Annotated in this window: 15 protein-coding genes and 1 pseudogene; 9 read left to right on the top strand and 7 right to left on the bottom strand. The window is 67.4% G+C overall.

Translation table 11 applies throughout. The features are described 5' to 3' along the window. Nucleotides 1-593: 593 nt before the first annotated feature. Nucleotides 594-1,181, bottom strand: coding sequence for a DUF1349 domain-containing protein (locus EDF46_RS11790; RefSeq protein ID WP_123506565.1), 588 nt, complete (start codon nucleotides 1,179-1,181; stop codon nucleotides 594-596). Nucleotides 1,182-1,438: 257 nt separating this feature from the next. Between EDF46_RS11790 and EDF46_RS11785 the strand changes: the two genes are divergently transcribed. Both EDF46_RS11785 and EDF46_RS11780 read left to right on the top strand, forming a co-directional pair. Beyond that, entirely contained in the window at nucleotides 1,439-2,146 is a 708-nt protein-coding gene (locus tag EDF46_RS11785; protein WP_123506445.1) for a TetR/AcrR family transcriptional regulator, read from the top strand. A 283-nt stretch (nucleotides 2,147-2,429) separates the two neighbouring features. After that, nucleotides 2,430-3,413 carry a diacylglycerol kinase family protein gene (locus EDF46_RS11780; RefSeq protein WP_233580006.1) on the top strand — a complete coding sequence of 328 codons (984 nt, stop codon included), beginning with the start codon at nucleotides 2,430-2,432 and terminating at the stop codon, nucleotides 3,411-3,413. 46 nt (nucleotides 3,414-3,459) lie between these two features. Here the strand turns inward: EDF46_RS11780 and EDF46_RS11775 are convergent, their stop codons facing one another. The 3 genes from EDF46_RS11775 to EDF46_RS11765 all read right to left on the bottom strand — a co-directional run bounded on the left by EDF46_RS11775 (nucleotide 3,460) and on the right by EDF46_RS11765 (nucleotide 5,368). Continuing rightward, nucleotides 3,460-3,966: a discoidin domain-containing protein gene (locus EDF46_RS11775; protein WP_123506443.1), complete on the bottom strand. Its 507-nt coding sequence runs from the start codon at nucleotides 3,964-3,966 to the stop codon at nucleotides 3,460-3,462. 514 nt (nucleotides 3,967-4,480) lie between these two features. Next, complete coding sequence (locus tag EDF46_RS11770) at nucleotides 4,481-4,939, bottom strand: hypothetical protein (protein ID WP_123506442.1); 459 nt, start codon at nucleotides 4,937-4,939, stop codon at nucleotides 4,481-4,483. 9 nt (nucleotides 4,940-4,948) lie between these two features. Then, nucleotides 4,949-5,368 (bottom strand): hypothetical protein, encoded by a 420-nt coding sequence (locus EDF46_RS11765; protein ID WP_123506441.1) that lies wholly within the window; start codon nucleotides 5,366-5,368, stop codon nucleotides 4,949-4,951. Nucleotides 5,369-5,493: 125 nt separating this feature from the next. On the opposite strand from EDF46_RS11765, the gene EDF46_RS11760 reads away from it, so the two are divergent. Continuing rightward, on the top strand, nucleotides 5,494-5,673 hold the full coding sequence (locus EDF46_RS11760; RefSeq protein ID WP_123506440.1) for a hypothetical protein: 180 nt from the start codon (nucleotides 5,494-5,496) through the stop codon (nucleotides 5,671-5,673). 630 nt (nucleotides 5,674-6,303) lie between these two features. Here the strand turns inward: EDF46_RS11760 and EDF46_RS11755 are convergent. Then, entirely contained in the window at nucleotides 6,304-8,346 is a 2,043-nt protein-coding gene (locus EDF46_RS11755) for an Ig-like domain-containing protein (protein ID WP_158614228.1), read from the bottom strand. Nucleotides 8,347-8,569: 223 nt separating this feature from the next. Between EDF46_RS11755 and EDF46_RS11750 the strand changes: the two genes are divergently transcribed. Together EDF46_RS11750 and EDF46_RS11745 are read left to right on the top strand one after the other, a co-directional pair. Next, entirely contained in the window at nucleotides 8,570-8,893 is a 324-nt protein-coding gene (locus EDF46_RS11750) for a DUF1905 domain-containing protein (RefSeq protein ID WP_123506438.1), read from the top strand. 182 nt (nucleotides 8,894-9,075) lie between these two features. Continuing rightward, nucleotides 9,076-9,501: a hypothetical protein gene (locus tag EDF46_RS11745; RefSeq protein WP_123506437.1), complete on the top strand. Its 426-nt coding sequence runs from the start codon at nucleotides 9,076-9,078 to the stop codon at nucleotides 9,499-9,501. An 18-nt stretch (nucleotides 9,502-9,519) separates the two neighbouring features. Here EDF46_RS11745 and EDF46_RS11740 read toward each other — a convergent pair whose 3' ends face one another. Further along, entirely contained in the window at nucleotides 9,520-10,557 is a 1,038-nt protein-coding gene (locus EDF46_RS11740) for a methionine synthase (protein WP_123506564.1), read from the bottom strand. A 29-nt stretch (nucleotides 10,558-10,586) separates the two neighbouring features. Next, a complete protein-coding gene (locus EDF46_RS11735; RefSeq protein ID WP_123506436.1) occupies nucleotides 10,587-11,579 on the bottom strand; it encodes a putative oxygenase MesX in 993 nt (330 codons plus the stop codon). Nucleotides 11,580-11,702: 123 nt separating this feature from the next. Between EDF46_RS11735 and EDF46_RS11730 the strand changes: the two genes are divergently transcribed. The 4 genes and pseudogenes from EDF46_RS11730 to EDF46_RS11715 all read left to right on the top strand — a co-directional run bounded on the left by EDF46_RS11730 (nucleotide 11,703) and on the right by EDF46_RS11715 (nucleotide 15,689). Then, nucleotides 11,703-12,644 (top strand): LysR family transcriptional regulator, encoded by a 942-nt coding sequence (locus tag EDF46_RS11730; protein ID WP_123506435.1) that lies wholly within the window; start codon nucleotides 11,703-11,705, stop codon nucleotides 12,642-12,644. A gap of 361 nt (nucleotides 12,645-13,005) precedes the next feature. Next, nucleotides 13,006-13,708: pseudogene (locus EDF46_RS11725) on the top strand (aldo/keto reductase); the annotation flags it as partial. Nucleotides 13,709-14,111: 403 nt separating this feature from the next. Next, entirely contained in the window at nucleotides 14,112-15,092 is a 981-nt protein-coding gene (locus EDF46_RS11720) for an aldo/keto reductase (protein WP_123506434.1), read from the top strand. Between the two features lie 30 nt (nucleotides 15,093-15,122). Then, complete coding sequence (locus EDF46_RS11715) at nucleotides 15,123-15,689, top strand: TetR/AcrR family transcriptional regulator (RefSeq protein ID WP_123506433.1); 567 nt, start codon at nucleotides 15,123-15,125, stop codon at nucleotides 15,687-15,689. Nucleotides 15,690-15,749: the final 60 nt, after the last annotated feature.

Below are 15,749 nucleotides of genomic sequence, written 5' to 3'. Positions count from 1 at the left end.
GGACTATGTCTGAAGGGCGCTACTTGGCAGGCAGCATGAGGCAAGAGTTGGCATTGAATTGGCCTGGGTTTAGTTCCGTCTTTTGATCAAGGATGGAAACCATGGCCAGATAAACAGCAGAGATGCGCGAACGGGCTCTGAGGGCGCTTTCGGAGGCCCGCCCGGAGCACCGAACCTGATGACGGCGATTCGTCATGTCGCGGGGATGCTCAAGAGATGTCCGGAGACGCTTCAGATGTGGCAGGGCCGCTATGAGGTCTACGCCGGCCGGCGGCCCGGTGTGACATCGGACGATCTCGAGGAGAACCCTCGCCTGAAGCGTGAAGTCGCGGAGCTGAAGCGGGCGAACGAGGTCCTGAGTTCGCGTTTTTCACCAAGGAACCAGGCCGTCCCACGACGAGATAATCTTGTTCATCGATCAGATGAGGGTCCAATTCGCAGGGCGCGCGCCATCCGCTGGGTGTTGCGCCCAGCAGTTTGTGGTTCCTCAGCGTCCGCAGATACCGGGCGGCGAAAGCCCGACCTACGTCTACGTCCTGCGGGCGTCCGTGTTGTCGAGACGTTCTCCGCGAGCCACTCCGACTCTCGATCGCTCAGTCGTCGGGGTGAAGGCTCGTGTCTGCCGGCCCGGTCTGCCAGCTGGTGAAGTGGACGGTCAGGCCGGCCCGTGTCGGAGCGCAGCACATCGGCCCCGCGGTGACAGCGGCCTCCGGATCCAGAGGTGCCACGCGCACGAGCCGCCACGGCTCCTCGTCCGCCCGGGCGCGGATCGTCAGAGCGTCGCCGGAACGGCTGGCGCGAATGGTGACGAGCTTGCCCTGCCAGCCGGGCACGGGAGAGAGCGACCAGTCGGAGACGCCGCGCGTCACGACAGCGCCGAGGCTGTTCTCACCGTCGCTTCGCTCGACGCCGGCCTTGATCCAGGAGGTGTCGTCGACCTTGACGAAGATGCCGGCCTGGTCGAACTGGGCCGAGAAGTCGAGGCGGAACGACACCTCCATCGCGGTGCCCGGGGCGAACGGGGCGAGCAGGGCGTGCTCGGTGTCGTGCACGAACCCGTAGGACGTGATGCGCCAGGCATCACTCTCCTCGACGGCTGTCACGCGCATCCCGTCGCCAGTGATCTCCACGTTCACGGGTGCGTTCGTCCAGGTACCAGAGGTCCAGTCGATGACGTTCATGGCACTGACTTTAGGGTGCGTGGGACGACCGGCGCTCCCGGTGCGGCGGTGCGAGCGTCTCGAGCGCAGACGCAGAACCGACGCGGCAGGAAGGACCGCGGCAAGCATCGCGGGGTAGCCGCTGACAGCCCCGTACCCGACTGACGCGAATGGGTCGAGCCGCTGCGACGCAGACGACCAGCTGATCTGCTGCAGCACCGCGAACAGCAGAGTCGCGCTGGATTTGAGGCCGGGCGCTGGGTAGCGTCAGTTCTGAGATGAGTGGAGTCCGGGAAGCGAAGAAGGCCGAGCGACGGCGCGAGATCCTCGAGTCCGCGGCGGAGGCCTTCACCGAGATGGGCTACCGGGGCACGACGATCGCGGGCATTGCCGACCGCATGGGCGCCCCGAAGTCGGCGATCGGCTATCACCACTTCGAGAGCAAGCACGAGATCGCAGTCGAGATCGTCGAGTACGCCCGATCCCGGTGGTGGTCTCTCATCGAGGTCGTCTCCGCTGAATCCGGGACGGGCCTCGAAAAGCTCTTGACGCTCCTCCTGTCGGCGGCCGTCGATGCTCGGAACAACGTTCTCGCTTCTGCGGCCGTCCGCCTCGCGGCCGACCAGCGGGTCAACGGATTCGCGCTGCCGCCGTCGGAGTTCAGCTGGAGGGGCATCGCCCACGACTTCGTCTGGCAGAGCCTGGAGTCCGGCGAGCTGCCCCGTGAGCACCCCGTCGAGAAGGTCGTCAGCGTCGTGCTGACGGGCAGCTACGGGGTGTTCGTGTCTGAGAATCAGGGCTTCGAGGACGTGCGTACCGACGAGCACCTGCGAGAGGTGTGGAGAACGATCCTTCCGTCTCTCGGGGTCAGAGACGCCGACACCCTCGTCGATGGGCTCCAGGTGATCGCCATTGCGGAGTCGGCGCCCGGCGTCGCTCCGTCGAAGCCGGGCACTGGCGGCGAGCAGGCCTCCCCGGAGGCTTGAGACTCTCTCGGTACCCCTTCGAAGGTCGATGGCGTTGCCCGCCTCAGACCGTCTCGAGAGTGGCCCCCGGGGTGAACCGGGGACCACGACCGCGACGACCGCCATCGGATCAGTGACACCGGTCGCCGCGGGTCCGCCCGGGAACCACCCTGGGCGCACTCACGGTAGTTCACGCGGCCCCTTGCGCGCTAGATTCGAAAGACGATCGTCTTATGAATTTCACGTCCCTCCGTCTGCGGCCAGCGGGCTCGGCGGGCGCGTGCGGTCCTCTACGCTTTCCACCGTGACGACTGACGCGCAGACTCGTGACGCCCCATCGTCGAGGGCGGCGGTGGTCTTCAATCCTGCCAAAGTCAACACGCAGCGGCTTCGCGACCAGGTCGCTGCGCGCGAGAAGAGCCTGGGGTGGGGGCCGTCGACGTGGCACGAGACCTCGGCCGCGGATGACGGGCGCGGGGCGGCGCAGGACGCAGCCGCGCACCACCCCGACGTGGTCCTGGTCGCCGGCGGTGACGGTACCCTCCGTGTCGCGGCGGAGGAACTCGCCCCCGCGGGTATTCCGATCGCGCTGATCCCGGTCGGCACAGGCAACCTGTTCGCCCGAAACCTGCACCTGCCCTTGAACAACCTGCCGCTGGCGGTCCGGACCGCTTTCGAGGGAACAGACCGACGGGTCGACATCGGTGAGGCGACCCTGACGCTGGAGGACGGCGGCGTGCAGATCCATGCGTTCCTGGTGATGGCAGGGGTCGGGTTGGATGCCAATATGGCCGCCAACACGAACGCGCGGGTGAAGAAGCGGCTCGGGTGGGTGGCGTACTCGGACCCGATCGCGCGGTCGGTGTTCGGCAACCACCAGTTCACCCTGCGCTATGGCCTCGATGACCAGCCGGAGCAGGAGATGAAGGCGCACACCGTCATCGTCGGCAACTGCGGCACCCTGACAGCGGGACTGCTGCTGCTTCCGGACGCCGTGATAGACGACGGGATCTTGAACGCCGTCGCATTCCGACCCAAGGGCGGCGCAGGCTGGACCAAGATCGGCTACGGACTCGCGCTCAACAGGTTCTTCCATCGCACGCGCTTCGGACGGGTGCTCGATCTCTTCCTGCCGACGTCACGGACCCTCCGGTACACGTCGGGGCGGCGTCTGACGGTGAGGTTCGACGTTCCCGAGCAGATCCAGCTGGACGGCGACCCGTTCGGCAAGGTGAGCGGGGCCGTTCTCGAGGTCCGCCACCGGGGCCTCGCGATCCGCACCCCGTAGTCGGGCAGCGCATGACGCGCCGACGGGGTGCGGATCGCAGTGCGCCTTACTTCGCCGGCGCGGTGTCGATGCCGTAAACGGCGAACTCGTTGATCGCGTAGCCGTTGTTGTACGCCGCCTTGTCGCCCACGACGCGGACGTAGCGCGCCGTCGCCCCGACGGGGATCGACTGGTTGCGCTTGGTGACGTCGGTGTTCTGGTAGATCTCGGTCCAGGTGGCGTTGTTCGTCGAGATCTGCACGCGCTCCGACTTCGCGTAGTCGTAGGCCCAGCGCAGCTCGACGCGGTCGAGGGAGTACTTCTTGCCCAGGTCGATCTTGATCCACTGCTTCGTGGGCGCGGGCTGGCTTGACCACCTGGTGCCGAGCTTCCCGTCATCGACGAAATGCGCGGCCATCGTGGCATTCAACTCGGACGACGCCGTCGCCGTCTTGTTCAGCGAGAGTCGGACGGGTGCCGGGGCGGCAGTTGCGGGTAGCGCGGCCCCGATCGTTGCGAGAGCGAGCCCGGCGAGGGCTGCGGTGGCGAGGGCGGTGCGGTGGCGGTTGAGCATGTCACTCCTAGTGGTTCGGTTGTGCTCAGCCTAGGAAGACCCTCTGACGTCAGCGTCCGCCTGCCGATGTATCCCCAGGAACCCCCGCGAGCCCCCGGCCTCGTCCTTTTCATCCTCGCGATGTAATAGCGCAGGAACTGCCCCGCCCCGCCGACGCCGGCGCACGTGCTTGCGATCGAGAGCCACCAGACGCTCTCGCGTCGCCGAAGCCGACGGCGGAACGAGACCCCCGTTGCGACAAGCACCGCCAGGTCGACGAGCCCCTCCACGATCGCTGTGACGTTGACGTATGAGTAGTCGCAGACGTTCGGATCAGAGGCGCGGATAACGCAGATGTTGAGCAGAGAGAAGGCCGCGCCCAGAGTGTCTGTCGTCAGGAAGAGCAAGACCAGACTCACGGTGACGGTCACCCCAGAGCCCACGGCGAAGATCAGCCAGGAGACCCAGCGGGTCGTGACTCTCGCCGCCGCGGGCGAGACGCGCCGCAAGACTGACTGGGATCTGCGCCCCGGTCCTAGCGGATCACGACCTGCCAAGCGCTGTCCTGATTTGCATCAAAGGCGTTGAATGTCACCTTCTCGACCTGGGTGCGCCCCGCCCGGGAGAGGTAAAGACGCTGCAACCCTTCGGCGCAGGAGAGTGACGAATAGACCTTGTTGGTGCTGAGGCTGCCGGCGACGGTCGTCAGCGTTCCGCTCATGGTGCCGCTGCCAAAGCAGGAGAAGTCGAAGCCGCCGATGTCGGTCGGTGTGGCATAGGTGATCGTGATCCCCTCATCCGTACCGGGTTCTGGATCCTGGGTCGTGATACCTGCAGACAGAGCACCGAGGCTCCCCCCGCCCTGAGCGACGGCCTCCTGCTGCGCGGTCCATTTGTCGAGGGCGGCTTGGTCGAGAGCGGGTTCTGCCGAGCACCCCGCCAGGAGGAGAACGCACGCTGCGGCAGAAATAAGCAGAGGGCAGGAAAAACGCACGGGCCCACTTTAGATGTCGGCACAGCTCGGCAAGGCGGCGACATTGGCGCACGTCGATTCGCTCCAGCCTCCGGGGCCGAAGGAGTCGTACGCGGTGGTCGATGCGACATCGACGCCCGAACGCGTCGCTCGAGCAAAAGTCGGGATCGGGTCGCCCTCGGTCGTGCGCGCGATCCACGTCAGGAAAGCCGCATCGCCCGCCCTCCTCGCGTCGGCCAGGCACTCGAGATTCTTCTCGGGAAGCGTGCGCCTCGAATCCAGTTCGGCCTCGCCGCAATCGATCCCGGTCGGTGTCCTGACCCACGCGGGGGCACCGGAGAGCTGGCGTGCCGATGCGACGGGGTCTGCGGGTTCGCGGCTGCACGCTGAGAGAATGGGCAAGATCGCGAGCGCGACTACAGCAGTGGCGGCGGTGAGGTGCTTCTTCACGAAGCAAGCATGGTTGAGACGCTCTCCGTCCGAGGTCTCGTTCGCGTAACACCTGATTCGGGCGCGCTCCTCGACAGGAGTTCCGGAAAGCGGGATCGGCGTTGCGCGCGGAGTACCGTGACCGAATGCGCATCTTCCTCACTTTCGCCGCTGCCGGCGTGGTGCTAGCGGCTGGCCTGGTTCTTCAGTTCGCCATCGGAGGCGGTCCTGGTGTTCAGATCGTGGGCCAGGTGATGTTCTTCGTCGGGCTCGGAATCGCACTCTGGGGTGTGGACCTCATCCGGCGCTCGCGGCAGCGTTCCTGAGCGGGTCGTTCATGGCACGGGTCTGACGAGCACGGCGAGACCCAGAAGGCTCAGCGATATCCATCCCCGAGAAGTCATGGGCCGTATCTCTCCATTTCCTCAGAGCAAGAGCTCCGAACGGGAAGGATCACGCTGAAAGCCAGGAAGCACGCCAGGGGCAGGGGAGTCGCCCAGGCGCGAAGAGGCTGTGGCTGACGGACAGGAGATGCGGCAGTCGCGCCGCTGAACGGTTCAAAATGCTTTCCTCGGGAGGTCTCGTTCGCGTAACGCCTCCACTCCGCAGGCTCCTCCGCTAGCCCCACCTCGGTCCGGGCGACATGCGAGTATATGTGGTCGTGGTTGCATCCCTATTGTCGCCGCGACCGACGCCAGGACACGATGCCCGTAGTGACGAGCAGTGCGCCCAAGGCCATGTTCCGCGTGACGAGGACGAGGTCCGTATCCGGTCGAGTCAACCGCACCGCCGACGTGACGACGAACACCGCCCCCTGATGAGTCGCGTTCGGCCGGTGGTCTTCGGGGAGCGCTTCGGCACGCTCTCGTCCGTCGCCCGCAACGTCGTTTCGACCGGTGCAGGACGCCCCCGCAGCTGATAGCGGCGGGGGCGTCCTCGTTTCTGGGTCGGTTCGGTCAGGCTCGCCGGCGGCGGGCGATCACGATGCCACGGAGTGCGATCCCGGCGGCGAGCAGAAGCCCGGCGAGACCGGCTGCTCCGGAGGGGTTCGACCCGGTGAACGCCAGCGACGTCGGAACGACAGCCGTCGGTGTCGTCACGGCTGCGACCTGGACCGTGAACGAGGTCGTCACACCGTCGAGCGCGACGGTGATCGTGTGCGGGCTCGCGTGGTTGAACAGGACGGACGTCGTCGCGAGGTCGGCGTCGTACGTGATGGTGTCGCTTGCAACGGAGGACTTCGTCGCGGGCTTGACCTTGACGTCGCCGGCGATGTTGCCGTACCGGTCGACGGGGACGCTGATGAACGACACCTGCTCCCCCTGCTTGGCGGTGATGATGGCGTTCTTCACCGTGCCGGTCTCGGTCGCTTCGGTGACGGTTCCATCGGGTGCAACGGTCCACGCGCGGGTGATCTCGGTTGTGCCGTCGCCGGGGACGACGACGGTGTTCAGACCGACAGCGGCCGCAGCACCGACTTCGAGGGCGATGTGCTCGACAGTGGTGCCGGCGGAGTTCGTCGCGGTGACTTCGATGAGCCAGATGCCCGAGGTCGTGGTGCGGCCGGCGAGGACACCGTTCTCGAACGTGACGCCGTCCGGCAGGATCTGTCCGTCCTGGTCGTCACCCTTCACCGTGTACGTCGGTGCCGGGGTTCCGGTGGCGGCGAGGCCGGTGAAGGAGAACGCTTTCCCGGCGGTCGCCGTCTTGACGATGGGGTCCGCCTTCGACGACGTGGCCGGGAAGACCGGCTTGGTCGTGGCAGGTGCGGCCGGGGCCACGGTGACGGTCTTCGCGGTGCTGGTGGAGTCAGCGGATGCAGTATCCCCGGCGTAGGCGGCGGTGATGCTGTGCGCACCTTCGGCGAGGTTCGCCTTGAGGGTGGCGACACCATCGGTCACCGGGGCGGTGCCGAGGGTTGTCGTGCCGTCTTTGAACGTGACGAGCCCGCCATCAGCAGGAGCCGGAGTCACCGTGGCGGTGAGTGTGGTCGGCTCGCCGACTACCGGGTTGGCGCTGGCGGTGACCGTCGTTGCCGTGGCGGTCTTCACCACGGCCGGGGCCGCGTAGGTGAGGACGATGCTGCCGTCACCGGTATTGCCGGCGAGCGTGGTGACGTTGGTCGCTGCGGTCGCAACGAAGCCGGACCCACCGCCGCCCGCTCCCGAGAAGCCGCCGGGCCCGTCCGTACCGCCACCGCCGCCGCCGTAGAGCCCACCGCCGCCGCCACCGGCTGTGTAGAAGTTACTGCCGCCGGTGTTGATGGCGCCGGCACCTCCGGCCGATATGGCTGTCGGGCTCGTTGTCATCGCTGAGCTGCCAGGGGCACCTGCGAATTCTTCGTTGCCGGCAGCACCCGGCCCCGTGGCGGTTCCTTGACCGCCGTCGAGGCCGGCCTGACCGTTGGCCGGGGTACCTGCCCCCGTGGTGCCGCCGGTCCCTCCGGTTACTGGATTGAAGAGGACTGCGGAGGACCCGCCGCCTCCGCCCGCTGCCACGGCCAGGGCTGAACCGGTGAACAGGAAGCTGCCGCCGCCGCCGGCGCCGCCGGAGGAGTGTGTGGGGTACGCCATGGATCCGCCGTTGCCGCCGCCGCCGTAGCCACCGGCAGCAGGTGTCGCGCTATTTGCCACTCCGTCGGCGCCTTTACTGCCGACGACGGCTGTGATGGCGTCGCCGCTTGCGACGGGCAACGTCGCCTGCACGTCGCCACCAGCGCCGCCTGCAGTTGGCTCTGGATCTCTCGCGCCGGCGCTTTGGGCGCCTCCCGCGCCGCCTTTGACGGTGGCGGTGATTGATGTCACACCGGTCGGCACTATCCATGTCTCCGGGGCGCCGGTCAGCGCGAAGCTGACCGTGCAGGTCCCGTCGACGCAGGTCGGTCCGGTGGCAGCGTTCGCGATGCCGCCTGTGGTGAGGGTGAGTGCTGCGGCGACGGTGAGAACGCCGGCGCCGGCGGCGAAGGGCCGCCAGGCGCGCGTGAGCAGGTTGGTCTTCACGAAGTTGGTTCCCCTGGTGATCGGCGACATGGTCGCGGTGCAAATAATCGAACCGCGATGTCCCCGTCGGCCGTGCCGAGAATGTATCACTATGTTGCCTCTCGGACCACGGACGGCCGCATACTGCCGTTCGATGCCCACCGTGCCTCGTTCCCGGCCGCCGCTGGTGCGGCCCACAGGCCCGCGATCGGGATCGACCGAGCACCCGCCTACCCTGGATCACATGACACCGACCCGCCGACGAGGCCTTTCGTACGACTTCGTCGGCGACCTCTGGCGGTGGGAGGCCCGACGTGAGCTCTGGACGTTCGTGTCGCTCCCGCTCGATGCGAGTGACGAGATCGCGGCGATCGCCGGCGATCAGGCCGGCGGTTGGGGATCGCTCCGGGTCGACGCGCGCGTCGGTGCCACCGACTTCCGGACCTCGATCTTTCCGGGCGGTGAGGGCAGCGGCTACATGCTGCCCGTCAAGCGCGCTGTGCGAGACGCCGAGGCACTCGAGCTGGGCGCGCCCGTCTCGGCCACGATCACGCTGATCGACGTCTAGGCCGCGATTCGACGACCACCTCCGGGCACGAGCATCCCGATGCGAGCCTGCTCGCGCATCGCGATCCCGACGGCAAGCAACGGTCCTAGCGAGCCGCCCCGAGGCCGGCGCCGCGACCGTTGCCAAGCCGTTACCCGGCCGATCGCGAGATCATGGTTAGCTCTCGACTCAAGGGGGGCGTCATGGGGTTCATTGCACGCACGATCTTCGTCATGGGAGCGACCATCGCGGTGGTCGCGACGGCCGGGTGCGGCGTTGTGACGAGCAGCGGCGCTGGATCGTGCGCGGCGAAGAAGATCGTTCTCGGTGACACCTCGCCGCACCCCGGCGCACGGCTGAGCGTCCGCGTCGACTGGATGACCGAGACGTGCGAAGACACCGGCGGCGTCAATCGCTCCGCGCGAGACATGCGCGTCACCATCACGCCGTCGAGCGGCAGTGATCACGCCCTCGGGACGATCGCGTCGACTTCAGGTCCGCGCTTCACGGCCGAGGGCGATTACGTGCTGCCCGATGACTTTCCTCTCGGCACGGCGACTCTGACCGTGGCGTCTCCCGTCGGGGACGAAGCCACCGCCACACGAGAAGTCGTCGTCACCGCCGAGTGACGTGGCTCCGCGTGAAGGCTAGGCGCCCGCCCCCCTCAGCTCCGCCCGCACGACGCCCGCCCCCGCCGCTAGCGCACTCATCTTCTCGAGCGAGACATCGCGTGCGAACGGGGCCATGCCGCAGTTCGTGCTGGGAATCAGCTTGTCGGCATCGACGAACTGCAGCGCTCGCCGCAGGGTGTCGGCCACCTCTTCAGGCGTCTCGACCTGGTCGCTCGCGACGTCGATCGCCCCGAGCATGACCTTCTTGCCGCGCAGCAGCTCGATCAGGTCCATGGGCACGTGCGAGTGGTGGCTCTCGAGCGAGACGACGTCGATCGAGGACTGCTGCAGCAACGGGAACGACGTCTCGTACTGCCGCCATTCCGGCCCGAGGGTCGACTTCCAGTCGTTGTTCGCCTTGATCCCGTAGCCGTAGCAGATGTGGACGACCGTCTCGGCCTTCAACCCCTCGGCTGCCCGCTCGAGCGCCGCGATGCCCCAGTCGTGCACCTCATCGTGGAACACGTTGAACGCCGGCTCGTCGAACTGGATGACGTCGACCCCAGCCGCCTCGAGTTCCTGCGCTTCCTGATTGAGGATCGTCGCGAACTCCCACGCCAGCTTCTCGCGGCTCTTGTAGTGGCGGTCGTAGAGGGTGTCGATCATCGTCATCGGTCCCGGAAGCGCCCACTTGATCGGCTGATCCGTCTGCTGGCGCAGGAACTTCGCATCGTCGACGAACACGCCCTTCTCGCGACTCACCTCGCCGACGACGGTCGGAACGCTCGCGTCGTAGCGGTCGCGGATCCGCACGGTCTCTCGCTGCTCGAAGTCGACGCCGCTGAGGTGCTCGATGAAGGTGGTGACGAAGTGCTGGCGGGTCTGCTCACCGTCGCTGATGATGTCGATGCCGCGGCGCAGCTGCTCGTGCGCGGCGATGCGGAGCGCGTCGAGCTTGCCCTCGGCCAGCGCGCTGCCCTCGAGGTTCCAGGGCGACCAGAGCTTCTCGGGCTCCGAGAGCCACGAGGGCTTCGGGAGGCTGCCGACAAGGGCGGTGGGGAGCAGGGTGTTCACGTTCGGCGATCCTTCGGTGGGCAGGGCGGTCATCGGGCGGGGGTGGAGAAGTCGGCGGCCCAGCGCTTCAGTACGTCGCTGTGCGGCTTCACGAAGTGGTCTTCGGTGAACCTGCCCTGCGTGACCGCGAGCTGGTTGCGCTCGACGCGGTCGTACGAGATCTCGGTGCGCGAGTAGTCCTGCTGCTCAAGGCTCGGCCGGTAGACGGCAGGGGCAGACGAGTTCGCGTTGTAGATCTCGGGCCGGTAGATCTTCTGGAACGTCTCCATCGTGCTGATCGTGCCGACGAGCTGCAGGGTGGAGTAGTCGTTCAGCAGATCGCCGCGGTGGTAGAACGCGAGGGGCGCGACTGCTCCCGGGGGCATGAAGTACCGCACGTTCAGGCCCATCCGGCCGAAGTACTCGTCGGTCATGGAGTAGTCGTCCTGGCGGTACTCGACGCCGAGCACCGGGTGCGAGTTCGCGGTGCGGGTGTAGGTCTTGCTCGTCGAGACGCTGATGCAGATGACCGGCGTCATCGGGTAGCGCTCCCGGTACACGGGGGAGTCGAGGAAGTGCTGGAACAGCTTGCCGTGCAGCACGCCGAAGTCGTCGGGGACGGTGAACTCGGTCGCACTCTTGTTGACAGCCGGGAGGCGAACGCTGAAGTCGAAGTCGCGGACGAACGACGAGAAGTTGTTGCCGACGATGCCCTGGTGGCGCACTCCGGTCTGCCGGTCGACGATGTGGATGTCGAGCACCTCGAGCAGCGGGAACACCTGGTCCTCGCCGGCGGCGGCGAACTGGAGCTCGACCGACACGATGTCGAGCTCGACGGTGTAGCGGTCGCCGGAGGGGTTGTCCCAGTGCGCGAGGTCGTTGAAGCGGCGGTCGATCATCGTCAGAGCGTTGCGGAGGTTCTGCTGACGGTGCTCGCCGCGGGCCAGGTTGGCGAAGTTCGTCGTGGCCCGCGAGCTCTCGGACGGCGCGTAGTCGTCGTCGAAGCGGGTGGTGGTGATGCTGAACGTGAACTCGTTCGCCATGAGCGGCCAATCCGGAAGCTGTCGGCCGGGGGTGGCCTCGTGAATGTCGGTAGACCCATGGTGCAGGCATTCGTCGGGTATCAGGTAATTCGGCGCCGCTATGGTTTGCTATAGCCTTTGCCTATGGCCAGGCGTCCGAGCGGCATCACGCTGCAGCAGCTCCAGTACTTCATCGAGGTCGCGTCAGAGGAGTCGATCACAGCGGCGGCCGACGTCCTGTACGTCGCCCAGCCGACCATGTCGGCAGCGATGAAAGATCTCGAGGCGCGGGTGGGCCGAGCCCTTCTGGTGCGGAGCGCGCGCGGCGTGACGCTGACGACCGATGGGGCGGAGTTCCTGGGCTATGCCAGACAGGTCGTCGAGCAGGTCGCTCTGCTCGAGCAGCGCTATCTGGGCAGGCCGCCGCAGCGCCGCCTGCTCGGGGTGTCGGCCCAGCACTACTCGTTCGCCGTCGACGCGTTCGTGCAGATGGTCAAGGGCACCGAGGCTCCCGAGTACGAGTTCTCGCTCCGAGAGACCCGCACGTTCGACATCATCGAAGACGTGCGGACGCTCCGCAGCGAGCTCGGGATCCTCTACCGCAACGACTTCAACCGCAACGTCATCGACAAGCTCCTGCGCGACTCGGGGCTGGTCTTCCATCCGCTCTTCCTCGCCCAGCCGCACATCTTCATCTCGCGCAAGAACCCGCTGGCATCGCAGGATCGCGCGACCCTCGCCGACCTCGCCGATCTGCCGCGCCTGACCTTCGACCAGGGCTCGAACAACTCCTTCTACTTCGCCGAAGAGATCCTGTCGACGCTGTCGAGCAAGCGCGAGATCCGGGTCTCCGACCGCGCGACGATCTTCAACCTCATGATCGGCCTCAACGGCTACACGATCTCGACCGGCATCGTCAGCGACGACCTCGACCCCGAGATCGTGGCCGTGCCGCTCGACGTCGACGAGCGCATCGAGATCGGCTGGATCGGGCACTCCGCGATCCCGCTGACCGAGCTGGCGCTGCGGTACCTCGTGGAGGTGCGGGCCGTCGTCGCGGGGTTCGGGGTGGCGCTGCTGGGGTAGGGCGTCGTCCTTATCAAAGGACACCCCTTCACTAGGCAAGGATCGGGCGCAGGAACTGCGTCGCGCAATAGGAGAACCACCTCTTCGGCGCACCCCCACAAGGACGACCCCGCCCCAGGTCCTTGCGAACCCGCGTAGTCGATGGTCCGCAGTCGTCCGAGCTGCGCTGCTTCCGTCGGCGGATCGCGGGCCGTTCGACTGGAGACGACCACTGGTCGAGCCTTCGTCGTGGCCTCTCCCGATCCTGCAACTGCCGAGGAACCTGTCGGGTGCTCTCGAGTCGCGAGCCGCACCTCCGTGTCGGCTGACCGAGCTGGCGCTGCGGTACCTCGTGGAGGTGCGAACCGCCGCAGGCGCCGCCGCCGACATGTACGGCCCCTTCACGAACGAGCGGCTGCTCGGCCGCGCGCTGCAGGGCAAGCGCGACGGCGTCGTCGTGGCGACGAAGTTCGGCAACGTGACCGACCCCGAGGTCCGCAAGAACCGGCCCATCGACGGGAGGCCCGACTACGTGAAGAAGTCGGTCGAGGGGTCGCTCGAGCGTCTCGGAATCGACTACATCGACCTCTACTACCAGCACCGCGTCGACACCCGCGTGCCGATCGAAGACACCGTCGGCGCCATGGCCGAGCTCGTCGCGGAAGGCAAGGTGCGTCACCTGGGCCTCTCCGAGGCGGCGCCGGCGACGATCCGACGCGCTCACGCGGTGCACCCGATCACGGCGCTGCAGACCGAGTACTCCCTGTGGTCGCGCGAGCCCGAGGACGAGATCCTGCGCACGGTCCGCGAGCTCGGAATCGGCTTCGTGCCGTACTCGCCGCTCGGCCGGGGCTTCCTGACGGGGCGCATCCGCACCGTCGACGACCTCGACGACGACGACTTCCGCCGCTTCAACCCGCGCTTCCAGGGCGACAACCTGCAGGGCAACATCCGCCATCGTCGAGGCCGTCGACACGATCGCGCAGGATCACGGGGCCGCCCCGGGCCAGATCGCCCTCGCGTGGCTCCTCTCGAAGGGCACCGACATCGCCCCCATCCCCGGCACGAAGCGCCTGCCCTACCTCCTTCGGGCGTTGAGGGGTCGCTAGTTGCTCAGGGCAGCCTCCGCGACGACAACCAGCGACCCCTCACCGGCCGTGGGGGCGGGGGTGCACGCTTGGGGCCGAGCTAGGCGAGAGGGCTGGACCGCGAATCAGGTGCGGTCCAGCCCCGCCTACGCGAGGTTGACGGGGTCTGGGCCAACGACTCGTCCGACGCGGATGGCATCGGAAGACACCGATCAGATTACGTCGAGGATTTCCGACTCGTCCAGCGTCCATAAGGGCGCTATGCGTTTTCCGGCCAGGCGGCGGGGCTCCTGAACTCCCAGGCGATTAACCGGAGGAGGGCTACCACTTCATCAAGCGGAGGATTACTATCGTTTATGTCGTCGCGATCAAGCGGCGGCGATCGACGAAAGGAATCCGCATGCAGAAGCGCACCCTCGGCACCCAGGGGCTCGAAGCCGCCGCCATCGGCTACGGCGCGATGGGAATCACCTCGGCGTACGGCGCCGCCGATGAGGCCGGCGGCATCGCGGCGATCCGCCGGGCCCACGATCTCGGCGTGACGATGTTCGACACGGCCGAGCTCTACGGCATGGGCACCGGCTCGAACGAGGAGATCGTCGGCCGCGCCATCGCGCCGTTCCGCGACGAGGTCGTCGTCGCCACCAAGTTCGGCTGGGTCATGCCGCTCAACCCGGAGAAGCTCTACGACAGCCGCCCCGAGAACATCCGGAAGGTCGCCGAGAACAGCCTGAAGTACCTCGGAGTGGACGTGCTCGACGTCTTCTACCAGCACCGCGTCGACCCCGACGTGCCGATCGAGGACGTCGCGGGAACCGTCGCCGAGCTCGTCGCGGAGGGCAAGGTCAAGTACTTCGGCCTCTCGGAGGCTGCTCCCGACACCATCCGGCGCGCGCACGCCGTGCACCCGGTCTCGGTGCTCCAGAGCGAGTTCTCGATCTTCGAGCGCGCCACGGCGGCCGAGGTGCTGCCCACGGTGCGCGAGCTCGGCATCGGTTTCGTGGCGTACTCGCCGCTCGGCCGCGGGTTCCTGACCGGCGACGTGCGCCCCGCGTCGGAGTACGCCGCCGACGACATGCGCAGCACCGATCCGCGCTGGCAGCCCGGCGACTACGAGAAGAACCTCGCCGCGATCGACGCTCTTCGCGACCTCGCCTCGTCGAAGGACGCCACCGTCACGCAGCTCGCGCTCGCGTGGCTGCTCGCCCAGGGCGACGACATCGTGCCGATCCCGGGAACGCGGAGCGTCGCGCGCGTCGAGGAGAACTCCGCCGCGGCCGACCTCGCACTCGCCCAGGCCGACCTCGCTCGAATCGACGAGATCGTCCCCGACGGCGCCTTCGGGGCGCGCTACGTCGACTTCGTTATGCCGGTCGGCTGAGGCTCTGCTCACTCGCCCTACTCTGAGAGGGTGACCATCGCCGAGCTCGAGCAGTTCCGCGCACCGCGGCCCCGACGGGCCGACGGCGCGCGGAACTTCGACGCCATCGTGCTGGCCGCCCGGGCCGCGTTCCGCCGCGACGGCGCCGACGTCGCGCTCGAGGCGATCGCGGATGCCGCCGGGGTGGGGATCGCCACGCTGTACCGCAACTTCCCGACCCGCGAGTCGCTGATCCAGCACCTCTACATCGACGAGATCGAGTCGATCGTGGCCGACGCCCAGGCGGTCGAGGGACTCGAGCCGTGGCCCGCGCTCCTGGCCTGGATGCATCGCTTCGCCGACCGCATCGGCGCCAAGAACGCGCTGGCGACGACCCTCGACCCGAGCGGCGACGTGTACGAGGCCTGCACTCGCACGATCATCGCGACCGCCCTGCCGATCGTCGAGCGGGCCCGGGCGGCCGGCGAGCTCGACCCGGGCATCAGCGAATCCGACCTCACCCGCGGTGTCTACGGCATCGCGACGATGCCCGTCGACAGCGAGACGCAGCGGCACCGAGTGCTCGACGCGCTGATGGCGGGCATGCGGCGGGGCTGACGTATCCGGCTGACGAACCCGAAAGTGAGTACCGTCGAACATCCTGCCGTTCGAAGGAGA

The organism is Frondihabitans sp. PhB188 (assembly GCF_003752365.1).
Classification (GTDB): domain Bacteria; phylum Actinomycetota; class Actinomycetes; order Actinomycetales; family Microbacteriaceae; genus Frondihabitans.
The sequence above is the reverse complement of the archived record's forward strand: the minus strand, read 5'-3'. Positions and strand labels throughout refer to the sequence as shown.